The following is a 13,690-nucleotide window of genomic DNA, read 5'->3' as shown; positions in this document are numbered from 1 at the left end:
ATTTCCTTACCAGCTTGCTTTTTTAAGACCTGGAATCAAGCCTTCATTGCCCATTTTTCTTAGGCAAACTCTACAAATTCCAAAATCTCTATAAACCGAATGCGGACGCCCACAAATTTGGCATCTTGTATAGCCTCTTACTTTGAATTTAGGTTTGCGTGCCGCTTTTGCAATCATTGATTTTTTAGCCATCTTACTTTCCTTTTGTAAATGGCACACCGATAAGTTCTAACAACTTTTGTGCCTCTTTATCGTTTTGTGCTGTTGTAACTATAGAAATGTTCATACCATGAGTTCTTAAAATTTTATCATACTCAACTTCTGGGAACATCAACTGCTCATCAAGACCGAAATTGTAATTTCCTCTTCCATCAAAACCATCTCTACTTAAACCTCTAAAGTCTTTCACTCTTGGTAAAGCAATAGAAATTAATTTATCAAGAAAAGCAAACATATTTTCTTTTCTTAAAGTTACCATTACACCTACAGGAAAACCTTCACGCACTTTAAATCCTGCAACTGATTTTCTAGCTTTGGTGATCACAGCTTTTTGTCCTGCTATCAAAGAAATAGTATCTGCAACATTTTGCAATACTTTTTGATCTTTAGCAAGCTCACCCGCACCTACGCTAATAACGATTTTTTCTATCGCAGGGATAAGCATAGGATTTTTAATATCAAATTCTTTTACCAAAGCAGGTTTGATGCTTTGATCGTATTTTTCTTTCAATCTCATCATCGCTTACTCCTGAACTTTTGCCACATTAGAAATATCCATTGGCATTTCTTTATTCATAAAACCACCATTTGGGTTTTTCTCGCTAGGTTTTATAGCTTTTTTAGCAATCTTACATCCCTCAACAACTACTTTAAGTGTTTTTGGATATACTGCTAACACTTTACCTGTCTTACCTTTGTCATCACCTGTGATAACTTTAACGCTATCACCTTTTTTAATCTTTAATTTAACCGCCATTATAATACCTCCGGTGCTAGTGAAACAATTTTCATAAAGCCACCATATCTAACTTCTCTACCCACTGGCCCAAAGATACGAGTTCCGATAGGCTCTCTTTTGTTATCAAGAATAACTGCAGCATTTTCATCAAAACGAATCAAAGAACCATTGTCTCTATGAATTTCTTTTTTAGTTCTAACGATAACCGCTTTTACCACTTGACCTTTTTTAACTTTTCCATTTGGTAAAGCTTTTTTAACAGATGCAACGATTACATCGCCTACAGTAGCATATCTTCTTTTACTACCACCTAAAACTTTAATACACATTAATTCTTTTGCACCGCTATTATCAGCAACTGCAAGTCTTGTAAAACTTTGAATCATTACTCAACTCCTGTAGCTAATACAGATTTTAAGCGAAATGATTTTCTTTTAGAAAGTGGTCTGCATTCAACCGCTACAACGGTATCTCCCACTTTAACTTCATTTCTCTCATCATGAATTAGATATTTTTTAAAGCGTTTAACAATTTTTCTATATCTTGGATGAACCACTTTTCTTTCAACCAAAATACTCACTGTTTTCTCACCTGCGATTTTCACAACAACGCCTTGTATTTCTCTTTTAAATGCCATTTTTTATCCTTATTTTAAAGCGTTAATTGCTGTATTGATTCTAGCAATGTCTTTTCTAACTTCGCTAATCTCTTTTGGATTAGTAAGTTGCATTGTTTTTAGCTTTTGTTTTAAAGTGAATAAAAGCACCTTTTTTTCTTTTAGCATTGTTGCAAGCTCAGCTGCTGTTTTATCTTTAATCTCAGTATATTTCATTTTGGCTCTCTCTTGTAACAAACTTAGTTTTAAATGGAAGTTTATGCATAGCTAAAGTCAATGCTTCTCTTGCCATTTCTTCGCTTACTCCTGCCATTTCATAAATGATACGACCTGGCTTGATATTCATTACCCATTCCTCAACTGCACCTTTACCTTTACCCATACGAGTTTCTAAAGGTTTTTTAGTTAAAGGTTTATCTGGAAAAACTCTAATCCAAGTTTTACCTTGTCTTTTAACAAAACGAGTTAATGCGATACGAGCTGCTTCAATTTGGCGTGAATTAATGCGTCCTGCTTCAGTTGCTTTTAATGCAAATTCACCAAAAGTAAATTCAGTTCCACGATTAGCATAACCTCTGTTACGCCCTTTCATCATTTTGCGATATTTAGTTCTTTTTGGCATTAACATGATTATTTACTCCTTCTTGTGCGTCTTTGCTTTTTAGCTGGAGCACTTTCTTCTGTTTTTTCAGTTTGTAAGCCTTTTTGCAATACTTCACCTTTAAAGATCCAAACTTTAACACCTATGTTTCCATAAGTAGTTCTAGCTTCTGCAAAACCGTAATCGATTTTTGCTCTTAAAGTATGAAGTGGCACACGACCTTCAAGATACCATTCAGTTCTTGCCATTTCAGCACCACCTAAACGACCAGAAACTGAAACTTTAATCCCTTTAGCACCTGCTTTTTGTGCACCTTGAATTACTTTTTTCATTGCTCTTCTAAAAGCGATTCTTTTTTCAAGTTGAGTTGCAACACTTTCAGCAGCAAGTTGAGCTGAAGCTCCTGCTTTTCTTTCTTCTTTGATGTTGATATTTACATCTTTACCGATTAAATCTTGCAATTCTTTTCTTAAATTATCAACATCACTACCTTTTTTACCAATGATAATACCTGGTCTTGCAGCTACAACAGTTACGCGAAGCTTTTTAGCAGTTCTTTCTACTAAAATTTGGCTGATTCCCGCATAATAAAGTTTTCTTTTTAAGAAAGCTCTGATTTTGTAATCTTCACCGATATTTTCCACTAAATTTGCTTTAGTTGGAAACCATCTTGATTCCCAGTTTCTATTAATTCCTAGTCTTAGACCGATTGGATTTACTTTTTGTCCCATTAGCTTTCCTTTTCTGCCGTTACTTTTTTAGTGCTTGTTTTTTTAACAGGAGTTTTTTTAGCTACTGCTTTTTTTGCTTCAGTTTTAACTTCCGCTTTCGCTACTTCTACTAAGATATGTGAAGTAGGTTTTCTAATACGGCTTGCACTTCCTCTAGCGCGTGGTCTAAATCTTTTTAATACAGCACCAGCATCTACACGACAACTTTTTACCACTACTTCGTTCGCTTCAAAACCGCCGTTTGCTACTGCACTTGAAATTGCATTAGCTATATATTTAGCACCCTTGTTTGGCATAAATTTTAAACTAGCCATAGCTAATTCTGCATTCATCCCCTGAACTTCTCTAGCAATCAATCTTGCTTTAGTTGGAGATAATCTTATGAATTTAATTAATGCTTTACTCATATCTTATCCCTTACTTACCAATTTTCTTTTGCACAGAACCTTTATGGCCTTTAAATGTGCGTGTTGGAGCAAATTCGCCAAGTTTATAACCGATATGATTTTCAGTGATATAAACGGGAATAAAACTTTTGCCATTATGAACATTGAAAGTTAAACCTATCATGTCAGGAATGATAGTACTTCTTCTAGACCAAGTTTTAATAGGTTTATTATCATTAGCCTTTTTAGCAGCGATGACTTTTTTCATTACATGATCATCAACAAAAGGACCTTTTTTTAGTGATCTAGCCATCTTACTTTCCTTTTCTTCTTGAAATTATTAGCTTATCGCTAGCTTTTTTACGACGAGTTTTCGCACCTTTGGTTGGTTTACCCCATGGAGTTACTGGATGACGGCCTGAATTTTTCTTACCTTCACCCCCACCGTGCGGGTGATCTACTGGGTTCATTGCAGAACCACGAGTTTGCGGGCGGATACCTCTATGGCGATTTCTACCTGCTTTACCGATAGTTACATTAGCCCATTCTTCATTTCCAACTTCGCCGATACTTGCCATACATTCAGCTAAAACTTGTCTCATTTCGCCACTTGCAAGTCTTAAAATAACATATTTTTCTTCTTTACCCATAAGTTGTGCATAAGCACCCGCAGAACGAATCATTTGACCGCCTTTACCTGGTTTTAACTCAACATTATGAACAATAGTACCCACAGGAATGTTTTTAAGTTTCATTGCATTACCTGGTTTAATATCAAGTCCGCTTTCAGCAGCTGCAACGATATCACCAACGCTTAATCCACGTGGTTGAAGAATATATCTTTTTTCCCCATCTTTATAAGCAATCAAAGCAATTCTACAATTTCTGTATGGATCATACTCGATTGCTTCTACTTTGCCTTCTATACCGAATTTACGACGTTTAAAATCAATAATTCTGTAAAGTTTTTTAGCACCCGCTTCTTTATGACGACTTGTAATTCTTCCATAGCTGTTACGACCCGCGTGTGCTGGAAGTTTAACAAGTAGTGAGCGTACACTTGGTTTAGCTGTAATATCTTCAGAACTTAAACCTGTGATATATCTTCTACTTGGAGTATATGGTTTATAAGTTTTAATTGCCATCTTAAGCCTCCGTATTTTCTAAGCTAACACCTTCAGGTAGCTTAACATAGAATTTTTTGTAATCGTTTCTTTGGCCTAAACGACCTCTAAAACGCTTAACTTTTCCATCCATTCTTAAAGAATTGATGCTTTTTGGAGTTACACCAAAATACTCTTTTAAAACCGCTTTTAAGCCTGTTTTAGTCATCTTTGGTGAAGTTTGAATAACTACGACACCTTGCTCTTGCAAATTCAAACTTTTTTCTGTGTAAAGTATAGTCTTTATATCAGTAATATCTGCCATAATTATCCCTCTTTTGTAATAGATTCTAACGCTGATTTTTCCATAATAACAGCATTAAATACAGATACTAAATAAGCATTTACTTCGCTTACATCAACTACATAGCAATTTGCTAAATTTCTGTAAGCTAAAAGTGTTTTTTCATCTAGTAAATCTTTAACGATTAAAGCATCTTTGACGCCAAGTTTTTTAATCACAGCGTTTGCATCTTTTGTTTTACCACTTTCAATAGCCAAAGAATCAGCAGTAAATAACGCACCCTTAGCTGCTTTATCTGCTAAAGCTCTTTCAAGCGCCAATCTTTTTTGTTTTTTATTTACTTTTTGGAAGTAGTTTCTTTCATTTGTTGGACCAAAAGCAACCGCACCGCCTACCCAAACATTCGTTCTTGTTGAACCCGCTCTAGCACCGCCACGACCTTTTTGTCTCCAAGGTTTTTTACCACCACCACTTACATCACTTCTACCTTTAGTATGAGCTGTATTTGCTCTTAAACTTGCAAGGTAAGATTTTACATACAAGTAAAGATTGTGTGGATTTACTTCCGCATATTTTGAAGGTAAATCAAGTTCACCTGCTTTTTCTAATTTATCATTTAAAACAACTACTTTACTCATTTTGCAATCCTTATTTTACCCATAGCACCATTATAACCTGGTACTGCACCTTTAACTACTAAAATTTTATTTTCAGCATCATAAGATACAACTTCGTTTTTAACGGTCACTTTAGTATTTCCATAGTGTCCTGCCATTTTCATACCTGGTTGAACACGACCTGGCCATTCTCTATTACCAATAGATCCATGGCGTCTGTGAAATCTAGAACCGTGACTTGCTGGACCCCCTGCGAAGTTATGTCTCTTCATAACACCGCTATAACCTCTACCTTTAGTGTTAAAGCTTACTTTTAAAATTTTTGCTTCATTTAATGGAGTTTCATCTAAATCTCCTGCTTCAGTATTTGCTACTTCTAAAGTCGCAAATCTATTGTATTCTGCAGAAAGATTGTATTTTTTTTGTTGTCCTGCGACACATTTATTACTTGCTTTACCTTTTGGATATGCTACTAAAGCCTTTCCGCCTTCAACTTCACATACTTTTGCATTCACAACTCTTAGTAAAGTTACAGCGATACTTGGATTAGTAATTGTTCTGCTCATTCCAATTTTTTCTACAATATATTCCATATCTTATCCTTACTTACCCATAGCTCTTACTTCAACGCTTACTTCTGGCGCTAAATCAAGCTTAGTTAAAGAATCAACTGTATCTGGAGTCGCTGCTACTATATCTAGCATACGCGCGTGAATTCTTATCTCAAACTGCTCACGAGAATCTTTGTTAATGTGTGGAGATTTTAAAACTGTATAGCGTTTGATTTTAGTAGGCATTGGTATCGGACCTCTAATATCCGCACCTGTTCTTTTAACAGCTTCTACGATTGCTGCAACTGTTCTGTCTAGTACTCGATGGTCATAAGCTTTTAGCTTAAGCCTAATTCTTTCCATAATATTTCCTTTAAAAAGAACTCGTTAGTTTAAAACTAACCAAAAATAGAAATGAGAGTATAGTAAATTCGGCTTTTAAATGTCAAGGAAATTTAAAAAAAATATAATTATTTTCCTTTTTAAAAGGATGATAATTATATTTTGATTGCGAAATGGAAGCTAAATTTAAAACTATTAGCTGGTATTTATATTTGAATTTCAACCCTATAGTTTTTAATAATGTGTTTAAATAAAATCATAATTAATAATATATATTATTGACTTTTAAAAAATCTCTTAATTTTTCATATTCGCCATTTTCAAGATAGCGATGTTTTCCTGCTTTTAGCATTCCAAGATCTAAGGCGCCAAAAGCAACGCGTTTAAGATCCATTACTTCTAAGTCAAAATGTCCAAAAAAACGTCTAAGCTCTCTATTTTTACCCTCATTTATAATCACTCTTAGCTTTGTATATCCGCCACTTGTTCCAAAAATTTCAAAATCCAAAAAAGGAGCAAAACTCATAGAAGTAATCTTTGTTTTTGCGTGTGCGCCTTTTTTTTCATTTTTAATTTCTAGTCCATTTTGCATCGCTTCTATAACTTGCTTATTGATCACACCTTTGAGTTTAAGATAATATTCTCTTTCTAAATCACTATTTATCAAAGCATGGGCGATCACAGGAGAATCTGTAAGCAAAAGCAAACCTTCACTAGCAAAGTCAAGCCTTCCTACACTTAGCCAAGTATTAAACTGCTTTGGTAGGGTATCATAGATAGTTCTTCTTCCGCGATCATCTCTTTTGCTAACAATTTCACCCTTTTGCTTGTGATAAATAATCACGCTAAATTGCGTTTTTTTACGCAAAGCTTTACCCTTAACAAAGACTTTATCATGTGTCTTTACTTCATCGCTTAAAAGGGCTATTTTGTTGTTTATTTTTACCAAACCTTGCTTGATAAGCTCATCAGCTTCGCGGCGTGAATAAGGGCTATTGTGTGATATGAATTTATTGATTCTCATTTGATTTCCTGTGAAAATTTAAGGGCGAAAAACGCCCTATTTTACATTACAAAAATAGTCGGAACTATGGTTGGATATTTTTTAATCTTTCTAAAAATATGTTTTCTCAATACTTGGCGAATTTGATTTTCCAAAAATCTTGGATCATTAAGTACTTCATCTTTAACATTGACAAAAAATTGTCCTAAAACCTCTGCCATTTCTTTAGAAAAAGCATGATCTTGTTTATCTGCTACAAGTCCATAGCTAAATACTCTTGGTTTATTAATCAATGTTTTACTTGCTTTATCAAGCTGTGCGATGATAACAACTATACCGCTATCTGCAAGTTTTTGACGATCAATTACCACATCATCGGCGATTTGTTTATTGATTTGATTATCCACAAAAACCTTGCCTGTTTTAACGGTTTTCACGCGTTTGATATATTTTTGACAAAGCTCTACTTGATCGCCATCACTCATAAGATAAATATTTTTTTCAGGAATTCCACATTTTATAGCTGTTTCTTTGTGTTTATTGATATGATTGTATTCTCCATGTACTGGCAAGAAAAACTTAGGCTTAACTAGAGTAAGCATTAATTTTTGCTCTTCTATACTTGCATGCCCGCTTACATGAATTTCGCTAAATTCCTGATACGCTACTTTAGCACCCGCTTTTAGAAGATAATCAAGCACCGCTGAAACACTCGCTTCATTGCCTGGGATAGCTTTAGCTGAAATGATAATTTGATCGCTTGGTTTTATTTTTATAAATTTATGCTCATCCGTTGCCATTCTATAAAGTGCACTCATGGTTTCACCTTGACTTCCTGTGGTTACGATAAGCACTTCATTGTCTTTATACTTACTAACCTCATCTGCATCAATGAAAATTTTTCTATCGAGTTTAATATAACCTAATTCCATAGTGGTATAAAGATTTCTCTCCATAGAACGACCGATAACACAAACTTTTCTACCATACTTTAAACCATAAGTGATGGCCTGATAAACGCGGTGGATGTTTGAGCTAAAAGTGCTCATGATCACCCTACCCTTAGTGCGTGCAAAAATTTGATCAAAAGTTGGCCCTACAGAACTTTCACTTTTAGTATAGCCTTCTTTGTATGAATTGGTACTATCGCTTAAAAGACACAAAACTCCTTCTTCACCATAATACGCCAAACGCCCCAAGTCTGTTGGATAACCATCGATTGGAGTTTGATCGATCTTAAAATCTCCTGTATGGATGATAGTTCCTGCTTTGGTTTTGATAGCTAAAGCAGAAGCATCAATGATAGAGTGTGTGATGTGTATCCACTCTATATCAAATTCACCGATCTCATAAACTTTGCGTTTTTCTACAGGACGAAACCACTTTCGTTCAGCTTTTAAGCCATGCTCTTCAAATTTATTTGAGATCATTCCCAAAGCTAAAGGCGTAGCATAAATAGGGAATTGAAATTCTTTAAAGAAGTAAGGCACCGCACCGATATGATCTTCATGCGCATGAGTGATAACTATACCACGAATCTTATCTTTAATCTTTCTTACATAATCAAAATCAGGGATGATGATATCTACCCCATGCATAGTTCCATCTGGAAAACTCATACCAATATCGATGATAATTGCATCATTATTGGTTTCAAAAACACTGATATTTCCACCAATTTCTCCTAAACCGCCTAGTGGAGTGATGCGAATTTTATGCTCGTTAGAATTATTGTATTTTAAAGGATGTAAGCGATTTTCATGTGAAACACGATTTGCCTCTATACACTCAGCAAGCGCGATTTGCCAATCTTCATTTCCGGTAAGCTTAGAAGGGAGATTGCGATTTCTTTTTTTCTTTTTCTCACTTGGTTTTTCTACATTTTCACTCTCTAAAGGTTGAGCATTTGTAGAATTTTTCTTAGGGTTTATTTTTTCGTTGTTAGAAAATTCATGAGTTGAATTTTGAGAATTTTCACTAACAGAATCGGCTAATTTTTTTCTACGATTTCTGTATTTATAGCGCTTGTTGTTTTTTGAATTTGAGTTAGGATTGTTTGTATTTTCACTGTTTCCTTTGTTGTTTTCGTTCATATTCTTCCTTTACTTTTTCGTAAATTTTAAGGTATGAATCGACGCAAAGTTCATGTGGGCGTAAATTTAAATTCAGTTTTAACTCTTGAAAAACCTCTGCTAACTTGGCTTTATGATTTTTTAAATTTCCTAACAATTGCTTTCTTGGCGCTTTAAAACAATCTTTTAAAAAAGCTTTAAAAGCATGAATTTCACAGAGATCCTGATAAGCTCTGAATTTAACCATTTTCATCACTGCTGATACTACTTTTGGCGGTGGATTAAAACATTCAGGCTCTACATCAAATAGTATTTCCCGCTCGCAAATCATAGCGCTTAAAACTCCTAGAGCTGAAAAATCACTTTCTCCGCTATGAGCACAGAATTTCAATGCCATCTCTTTTTGAACCATTACTATCAAACCTAAGCAATTTTTGTCTTCTAAAGCTTGCAAAATCAAATGACTTGCAACATAGTAAGGTAAATTAGCGACCAAAAAATACTTCTTTTCATCAAAACATACAAGTTTGCTTGCATCTTGATGAAGCAAATTTAATTTTCCACATTCAAGTTCTTTTTGAAATTTCTTCCGCAAAATAGGTATAAGATCATCATCTATCTCATAAGCCTTTACATGAGAAACTTTTAAAAGCTCTTGCGTCAAATCACCTAAGCCAGGCCCAATCTCTACTATATTTTCAGTATCTTTGGGTATGGCTTGGATGATTTTTGATAAAATACTTTTATCGTTTAAAAAATTTTGTCCGTAATGTTTTTTTGCTTTCATCATAATAGTTTTTTATTTTAGCTAAAAATTCTTAATTTTAAGCCTTTTTAGCTAAAATTCCTGCTAAATTATTTTTAGGATATGTGAATGATAGTTTGTGCGGGTGGAAATGAAAATTTTTCTTTTGCCAAAACCATAGGTATAGGTTTGGTAGAATCAGCTTTTCATTTAACACAACTTTGCTTAAAAGAAAAACCTTCAAAACTTATATTTATAGGAACATGTGGACTTTACGATAAAGGAGAAATTCTAGGAATTTATAAAAGTTCTCATGCTTGCAATATTGAATTTTCTTATATTTCTGATCAATTCTATACTCCTGCAAATACTGAAATCAAACTCAATAAGCAAAATGTTTCTCGTGAAACAATCAAAATCAATTCTTCTAATTATATTTGCCAAAATTCAAAAGCGGCAAAAGAATTTGCAAAACTGGGTTTTTTTGCTGAAAATATGGAAGCTTTTTCGGTTTTAAGTGTGACTAAAAATTTAGATATAGATGCAGAATGTATTTTATGTGCGACTAATTTTTGCAATGAAAATGCTCATGAAGATTTTATAAAAAATCATCAAAAGGCAAAAGAAAAACTAGAAGAATATTTAAAAATTAATCATTATATTTAGCAATCAAAGGAAAGTAATCTTGAAAGAACTTATTAATATCTTAGACTTTTTACCTGAAGAATTGGAAGAAAAAATCAAGCCTATGTTTCGCGTGAAACAAATTTATCAATGGATATATCAAAAATATGCGAATAATTTTTCCGATATGTCAAGTCTATCAAAAGATTTGCGTTTAGAACTTGCGCAAACTTACCATTTCACTCCTCTTAAATGCGTTAAAAATGAACAAAGCAAAGATGGAAGTATCAAATATCTTTTTGAACTTATCGATGGCTTAAGGATAGAAAGTGTACTTTTGCCTATGAAAGAAGAACAATTTGACGATGAAGGTAAAAGAATTTCACATACAAGATATACCATTTGCGTTTCCTCTCAAGTAGGCTGTAAAAGTGGCTGTAGTTTTTGTCTTACCGCCAAAGGAGGCTTAAAAAGAAATTTGAGCGCGGGAGAGATAGTGGGACAAATTTTATGGATCAAAAAACAAAACAATATCCCCTATGAGCGTCGTGTCAATATAGTCTATATGGGCATGGGAGAACCTCTTGACAATCTTAAAAATGTTTCCAAGGCAGTTAAAATTCTCTCTCAAAATGATGGACTTGCTATCAGCCCTCGCAGACAAACTATAAGTACTAGCGGCTTAGCAAAGCAAATCAAAGAACTGGGTGAAATGAAATTGGGCGTTTTACTTGCTATCTCTCTTCATGCAGTCAATGACGAACTCCGAACCGAACTCATGCCTATAAATAAAGCTTATAATATAGCTGCAATTATGGATGCTGTGCGTGCTTTTCCTATAGATCAAAGAAAAAGAGTAATGTTTGAATATTTACTCATCGATGGTATTAACGACAAACTTGAACATGCAAAAGAACTTGTCAAGCTTTTAAATGGTATAAAAGCCAAAGTGAATTTGATACTTTTCAATCCTCACGAGGGTAGTATTTATCATCGTCCTAAACTTGAAAATGCAATCAAATTTCAAGATTTATTAAGCGCTAAAGGAGTAACTTGCACCATAAGAGAAAGCAAGGGACTTGATATTTCAGCAGCTTGTGGACAACTCAAAGAAAGGGCGAAAGAATTATGACAGCTTTGGATATTTTTCAAATCATTTTTATATTTGTCGTTGTTTTGATAGGTTTTGCGGGTATGATTTGGGTGATTTCTAAAGATAAAAGCAATCGCTAATTGAATAAATCTTTTATTGAAATTTTAAGATATTTAAATTTATAAATAAAACGATGTGCGCTTTGATAAATTTAAATATCAATCAAATTATAATTTTATGATACTATACTCTTATCAAAAGTCTATTTTAAGTTAATTTTATAATAACAAATTCCCCTTGTGTCTTTAAATTTGATTCTTTCTTTGATTGTTTCGAGATAAATTTTTAAACACTAATCTTTAAAATACAATAATCAAATTCCTATCTTTTATAAAATATACCTTATCTCAAAAACCATCTCTTCAAACAAATTTTATTTCAATCCATATAAAAGATGGTACAAATTTAAATGCCAAAAATTTAAAATAGAACTTAAATTCTAAGATAAAAACAAATTTATAATTTAAAACTATTAAGATAAAATTTGTAATTAAAATAATTTAAGGGTGATTTTTTAAAAGAAGTTTTAAAAATGGTGTCAAGGGGGAGACTTGAACTCCCGACCTCCGGCTTATGAGACCAGCGCTCTAACCAGCTGAGCTACCCTGACATAATAAATCATAAAGATCATTTTACAAAATGAAAATGTAATTATACTCTTTTTTACTAAAATTTTATTTAAAGCTTTTTTAGATATAATTTAATCTTTAATTAGACAGGTGTCCGAGTGGTTGAAGGAGCACGCCTGGAACGCGTGTAAAGTGCAAGCTTTCGAGGGTTCGAATCCCTTCCTGTCTGCCACTATTAACTTTTTAACATTAAAATATTATTGTTTTATTAAAAATTACTTTACTACTTAATAATATTTTTGTAAAATATTATAATTTTTTTATATGGACTTCACAATGCTACAATCGAGATTATTTATGAATTTAAAAGGCATCGGAATATCTTTTATACCAAGATATTTTTTCAAACAAAATTGCATAAAATTTTCAATGAAATTTTAAAATATAATGCTAAAGAGCTAGAAGAAATACGAACTCGGGTTAAGTATTACAATCAAATAAACGATTTTTTTACATTAACAGAAAGAGAAAAAATAGGAAAATTTCCTTTTAAAAATACTTCTTATGCTTTTGATGCTTATGAAATTAGTAAATACTTTAATGATGATTTTTTATGGAAAAAAGAATTTGGTGATGTAAAATATACTTTTAAAGAGCCGGCCATTTGTAAATCAAGACCTTTAGAAAATAATACAAACAACATTTTATTAAAACTTGATAAGAATAGACATTTTTGTTTTCTAAAAGACAATATAAAATATGAAAATAAAAAAGATATAGCAATTTTTAGAGGTGCTGTATATCAAAAACATAGAAAAGAATTTTTTCATTCTTATTTTGGTAAATCATTTTGTGATATAGGAGATACTTCAAAGCAATTGAGTCAATGGAAAAAAAACTTTTTAAGCAAAAAAGAACAAATGAGATATAAATTTATAATTTCTTTAGAAGGTAATGATGTAGCAAGTAATTTAAAATGGGCAATGAATTCCAATTCTTTAGTCTTAGCCCCAAAAATAACTTGTGAAACTTGGTTCATGGAAGGAACTTTAAAACCAAATTATCATTTTGCTTTAATTGATAATGATAACTTAGCTACAGTAATCAAACATTTTATCAATCATCCAAAAGATGCGCTAGAAATCATTAATAATGCTCATCAGTATGTTAAGAAATTCTTAGATAAGAAAAAAGAATTTTATATAGGAATTTTGGTTTTAACTAAATATTTCTATTATTCTAGACAACTTAACCTCAACAAAGATGAATGTGAAAGAGAAATTTTAGAATTAATCAAATAATTTAAAATTCTTTT

At 32.8% G+C, this 13,690-nt stretch carries 21 protein-coding genes and 2 tRNA genes; 4 read left to right on the top strand and 19 right to left on the bottom strand.

Features of this window, described 5'->3' with window-relative positions:
* Positions 1-6 precede the first annotated feature (6 nt).
* From BGS43_RS05455 to rsmA, 18 genes are all read right to left on the bottom strand, one after another.
* A complete protein-coding gene (locus tag BGS43_RS05455) occupies positions 7-192 on the bottom strand; it encodes a type Z 30S ribosomal protein S14 (RefSeq protein ID WP_002779433.1) in 186 nt (61 codons plus the stop codon).
* Between the two features lies 1 nt (position 193).
* Positions 194-739, bottom strand: coding sequence for a 50S ribosomal protein L5 (rplE, locus tag BGS43_RS05450; RefSeq protein ID WP_002825505.1), 546 nt, complete (start codon positions 737-739; stop codon positions 194-196).
* Positions 740-742: 3 nt separating this feature from the next.
* On the bottom strand, positions 743-976 hold the full coding sequence (gene rplX / locus BGS43_RS05445; RefSeq protein WP_002825504.1) for a 50S ribosomal protein L24: 234 nt from the start codon (positions 974-976) through the stop codon (positions 743-745).
* Positions 976-1,344, bottom strand: coding sequence for a 50S ribosomal protein L14 (gene rplN, locus BGS43_RS05440; protein ID WP_002779438.1), 369 nt, complete (start codon positions 1,342-1,344; stop codon positions 976-978). Before rplN ends, rplX begins: the two co-directional genes overlap by 1 nt.
* Positions 1,344-1,595 (bottom strand): 30S ribosomal protein S17, encoded by a 252-nt coding sequence (gene rpsQ, locus BGS43_RS05435; protein ID WP_002787456.1) that lies wholly within the window; start codon positions 1,593-1,595, stop codon positions 1,344-1,346. The genes rplN and rpsQ overlap by 1 nt, the downstream gene beginning before the upstream one ends.
* 9 nt (positions 1,596-1,604) lie before the next feature.
* The gene (gene rpmC, locus BGS43_RS05430) at positions 1,605-1,790 is read right to left on the bottom strand and encodes a 50S ribosomal protein L29 (RefSeq protein WP_002779440.1); all 186 of its coding nucleotides are present in this window, start codon (positions 1,788-1,790) and stop codon (positions 1,605-1,607) included.
* Positions 1,777-2,202: a 50S ribosomal protein L16 gene (gene rplP / locus BGS43_RS05425; RefSeq protein ID WP_002779441.1), complete on the bottom strand. Its 426-nt coding sequence runs from the start codon at positions 2,200-2,202 to the stop codon at positions 1,777-1,779. The genes rpmC and rplP overlap by 14 nt, the downstream gene beginning before the upstream one ends.
* A 2-nt stretch (positions 2,203-2,204) precedes the next feature.
* Entirely contained in the window at positions 2,205-2,906 is a 702-nt protein-coding gene (gene rpsC, locus BGS43_RS05420) for a 30S ribosomal protein S3 (protein WP_002779442.1), read from the bottom strand.
* A complete protein-coding gene (gene rplV, locus BGS43_RS05415) occupies positions 2,906-3,313 on the bottom strand; it encodes a 50S ribosomal protein L22 (protein WP_002779996.1) in 408 nt (135 codons plus the stop codon). The genes rpsC and rplV overlap by 1 nt, the downstream gene beginning before the upstream one ends.
* Positions 3,314-3,323: 10 nt before the next feature.
* Positions 3,324-3,605, bottom strand: coding sequence for a 30S ribosomal protein S19 (gene rpsS, locus BGS43_RS05410; protein WP_002779444.1), 282 nt, complete (start codon positions 3,603-3,605; stop codon positions 3,324-3,326).
* A 1-nt stretch (position 3,606) separates the two neighbouring features.
* Positions 3,607-4,437: a 50S ribosomal protein L2 gene (gene rplB / locus BGS43_RS05405; RefSeq protein ID WP_002825501.1), complete on the bottom strand. Its 831-nt coding sequence runs from the start codon at positions 4,435-4,437 to the stop codon at positions 3,607-3,609.
* 1 nt (position 4,438) lies between these two features.
* Positions 4,439-4,720 carry a 50S ribosomal protein L23 gene (locus BGS43_RS05400; RefSeq protein ID WP_002856384.1) on the bottom strand — a complete coding sequence of 94 codons (282 nt, stop codon included), beginning with the start codon at positions 4,718-4,720 and terminating at the stop codon, positions 4,439-4,441.
* 2 nt (positions 4,721-4,722) lie between these two features.
* Positions 4,723-5,337 (bottom strand): 50S ribosomal protein L4, encoded by a 615-nt coding sequence (rplD, locus tag BGS43_RS05395; protein ID WP_002825499.1) that lies wholly within the window; start codon positions 5,335-5,337, stop codon positions 4,723-4,725.
* A complete protein-coding gene (gene rplC, locus BGS43_RS05390) occupies positions 5,334-5,909 on the bottom strand; it encodes a 50S ribosomal protein L3 (protein ID WP_002779987.1) in 576 nt (191 codons plus the stop codon). The genes rplD and rplC overlap by 4 nt, the downstream gene beginning before the upstream one ends.
* A gap of 9 nt (positions 5,910-5,918) precedes the next feature.
* Positions 5,919-6,230: a 30S ribosomal protein S10 gene (rpsJ, locus tag BGS43_RS05385; RefSeq protein ID WP_002779353.1), complete on the bottom strand. Its 312-nt coding sequence runs from the start codon at positions 6,228-6,230 to the stop codon at positions 5,919-5,921.
* Between the two features lie 241 nt (positions 6,231-6,471).
* Entirely contained in the window at positions 6,472-7,233 is a 762-nt protein-coding gene (locus BGS43_RS05380; protein WP_002825498.1) for a pseudouridine synthase, read from the bottom strand.
* A 41-nt stretch (positions 7,234-7,274) separates the two neighbouring features.
* Complete coding sequence (locus BGS43_RS05375; RefSeq protein ID WP_025399336.1) at positions 7,275-9,305, bottom strand: ribonuclease J; 2,031 nt, start codon at positions 9,303-9,305, stop codon at positions 7,275-7,277.
* The gene (gene rsmA / locus BGS43_RS05370) at positions 9,277-10,074 is read right to left on the bottom strand and encodes a 16S rRNA (adenine(1518)-N(6)/adenine(1519)-N(6))-dimethyltransferase RsmA (RefSeq protein WP_096569137.1); all 798 of its coding nucleotides are present in this window, start codon (positions 10,072-10,074) and stop codon (positions 9,277-9,279) included. Before rsmA ends, BGS43_RS05375 begins: the two co-directional genes overlap by 29 nt.
* Before the next feature lie 84 nt (positions 10,075-10,158).
* Between rsmA and BGS43_RS05365 the strand changes: the two genes are divergently transcribed.
* Positions 10,159-10,695: a purine-nucleoside phosphorylase gene (locus tag BGS43_RS05365; protein ID WP_096569133.1), complete on the top strand. Its 537-nt coding sequence runs from the start codon at positions 10,159-10,161 to the stop codon at positions 10,693-10,695.
* 19 nt (positions 10,696-10,714) lie between these two features.
* Positions 10,715-11,785 (top strand): 23S rRNA (adenine(2503)-C(2))-methyltransferase RlmN, encoded by a 1,071-nt coding sequence (rlmN, locus tag BGS43_RS05360; RefSeq protein ID WP_096569130.1) that lies wholly within the window; start codon positions 10,715-10,717, stop codon positions 11,783-11,785.
* A gap of 554 nt (positions 11,786-12,339) precedes the next feature.
* On the opposite strand, the gene BGS43_RS05350 is transcribed toward rlmN, so the two are convergent.
* Positions 12,340-12,416: transfer RNA gene (locus tag BGS43_RS05350), tRNA-Met, on the bottom strand.
* Positions 12,417-12,519: 103 nt separating this feature from the next.
* On the opposite strand from BGS43_RS05350, the gene BGS43_RS05345 reads away from it, so the two are divergent.
* Together BGS43_RS05345 and BGS43_RS05340 are read left to right on the top strand one after the other, a co-directional pair.
* Positions 12,520-12,607 (top strand) — tRNA-Ser (locus tag BGS43_RS05345).
* 181 nt (positions 12,608-12,788) lie between these two features.
* Positions 12,789-13,676 carry a glycosyl transferase family 90 gene (locus BGS43_RS05340; RefSeq protein WP_257841437.1) on the top strand — a complete coding sequence of 296 codons (888 nt, stop codon included), beginning with the start codon at positions 12,789-12,791 and terminating at the stop codon, positions 13,674-13,676.
* Positions 13,677-13,690 lie beyond the last annotated feature (14 nt).

The organism is Campylobacter sp. 110 (assembly GCF_002383965.1).
GTDB classification, from domain to species: Bacteria; Campylobacterota; Campylobacteria; order Campylobacterales; family Campylobacteraceae; genus Campylobacter_D; species Campylobacter_D coli.
This window is presented reverse-complemented; position numbering and strand designations above follow the sequence as displayed.

What these genes read in the sequence shown, in the direction of transcription:
- rpsS (WP_002779444.1), bottom strand. Translation starts at nt 3,605, where the DNA reads ATGGCTAGATCACTAAAAAAAGGTCCTTTTGTTGATGATCATGTAATG.
- rplP (WP_002779441.1), bottom strand. Translation starts at nt 2,202, where the DNA reads ATGTTAATGCCAAAAAGAACTAAATATCGCAAAATGATGAAAGGGCGT.
- rpsJ (WP_002779353.1), bottom strand. Translation starts at nt 6,230, where the DNA reads ATGGAAAGAATTAGGCTTAAGCTAAAAGCTTATGACCATCGAGTACTA.
- BGS43_RS05455 (WP_002779433.1), bottom strand. Translation starts at nt 192, where the DNA reads ATGGCTAAAAAATCAATGATTGCAAAAGCGGCACGCAAACCTAAATTC.
- rplB (WP_002825501.1), bottom strand. Translation starts at nt 4,437, where the DNA reads ATGGCAATTAAAACTTATAAACCATATACTCCAAGTAGAAGATATATC.
- rplD (WP_002825499.1), bottom strand. Translation starts at nt 5,337, where the DNA reads ATGAGTAAAGTAGTTGTTTTAAATGATAAATTAGAAAAAGCAGGTGAA.
- rplC (WP_002779987.1), bottom strand. Translation starts at nt 5,909, where the DNA reads ATGGAATATATTGTAGAAAAAATTGGAATGAGCAGAACAATTACTAAT.
- rplX (WP_002825504.1), bottom strand. Translation starts at nt 976, where the DNA reads ATGGCGGTTAAATTAAAGATTAAAAAAGGTGATAGCGTTAAAGTTATC.
- rplE (WP_002825505.1), bottom strand. Translation starts at nt 739, where the DNA reads ATGATGAGATTGAAAGAAAAATACGATCAAAGCATCAAACCTGCTTTG.
- rpmC (WP_002779440.1), bottom strand. Translation starts at nt 1,790, where the DNA reads ATGAAATATACTGAGATTAAAGATAAAACAGCAGCTGAGCTTGCAACA.
- BGS43_RS05400 (WP_002856384.1), bottom strand. Translation starts at nt 4,720, where the DNA reads ATGGCAGATATTACTGATATAAAGACTATACTTTACACAGAAAAAAGT.
- BGS43_RS05375 (WP_025399336.1), bottom strand. Translation starts at nt 9,305, where the DNA reads ATGAACGAAAACAACAAAGGAAACAGTGAAAATACAAACAATCCTAAC.
- rpsC (WP_002779442.1), bottom strand. Translation starts at nt 2,906, where the DNA reads ATGGGACAAAAAGTAAATCCAATCGGTCTAAGACTAGGAATTAATAGA.
- rplN (WP_002779438.1), bottom strand. Translation starts at nt 1,344, where the DNA reads ATGATTCAAAGTTTTACAAGACTTGCAGTTGCTGATAATAGCGGTGCA.
- rsmA (WP_096569137.1), bottom strand. Translation starts at nt 10,074, where the DNA reads ATGATGAAAGCAAAAAAACATTACGGACAAAATTTTTTAAACGATAAA.
- BGS43_RS05365 (WP_096569133.1), top strand. Translation starts at nt 10,159, where the DNA reads ATGATAGTTTGTGCGGGTGGAAATGAAAATTTTTCTTTTGCCAAAACC.
- rpsQ (WP_002787456.1), bottom strand. Translation starts at nt 1,595, where the DNA reads ATGGCATTTAAAAGAGAAATACAAGGCGTTGTTGTGAAAATCGCAGGT.
- rplV (WP_002779996.1), bottom strand. Translation starts at nt 3,313, where the DNA reads ATGAGTAAAGCATTAATTAAATTCATAAGATTATCTCCAACTAAAGCA.
- BGS43_RS05380 (WP_002825498.1), bottom strand. Translation starts at nt 7,233, where the DNA reads ATGAGAATCAATAAATTCATATCACACAATAGCCCTTATTCACGCCGC.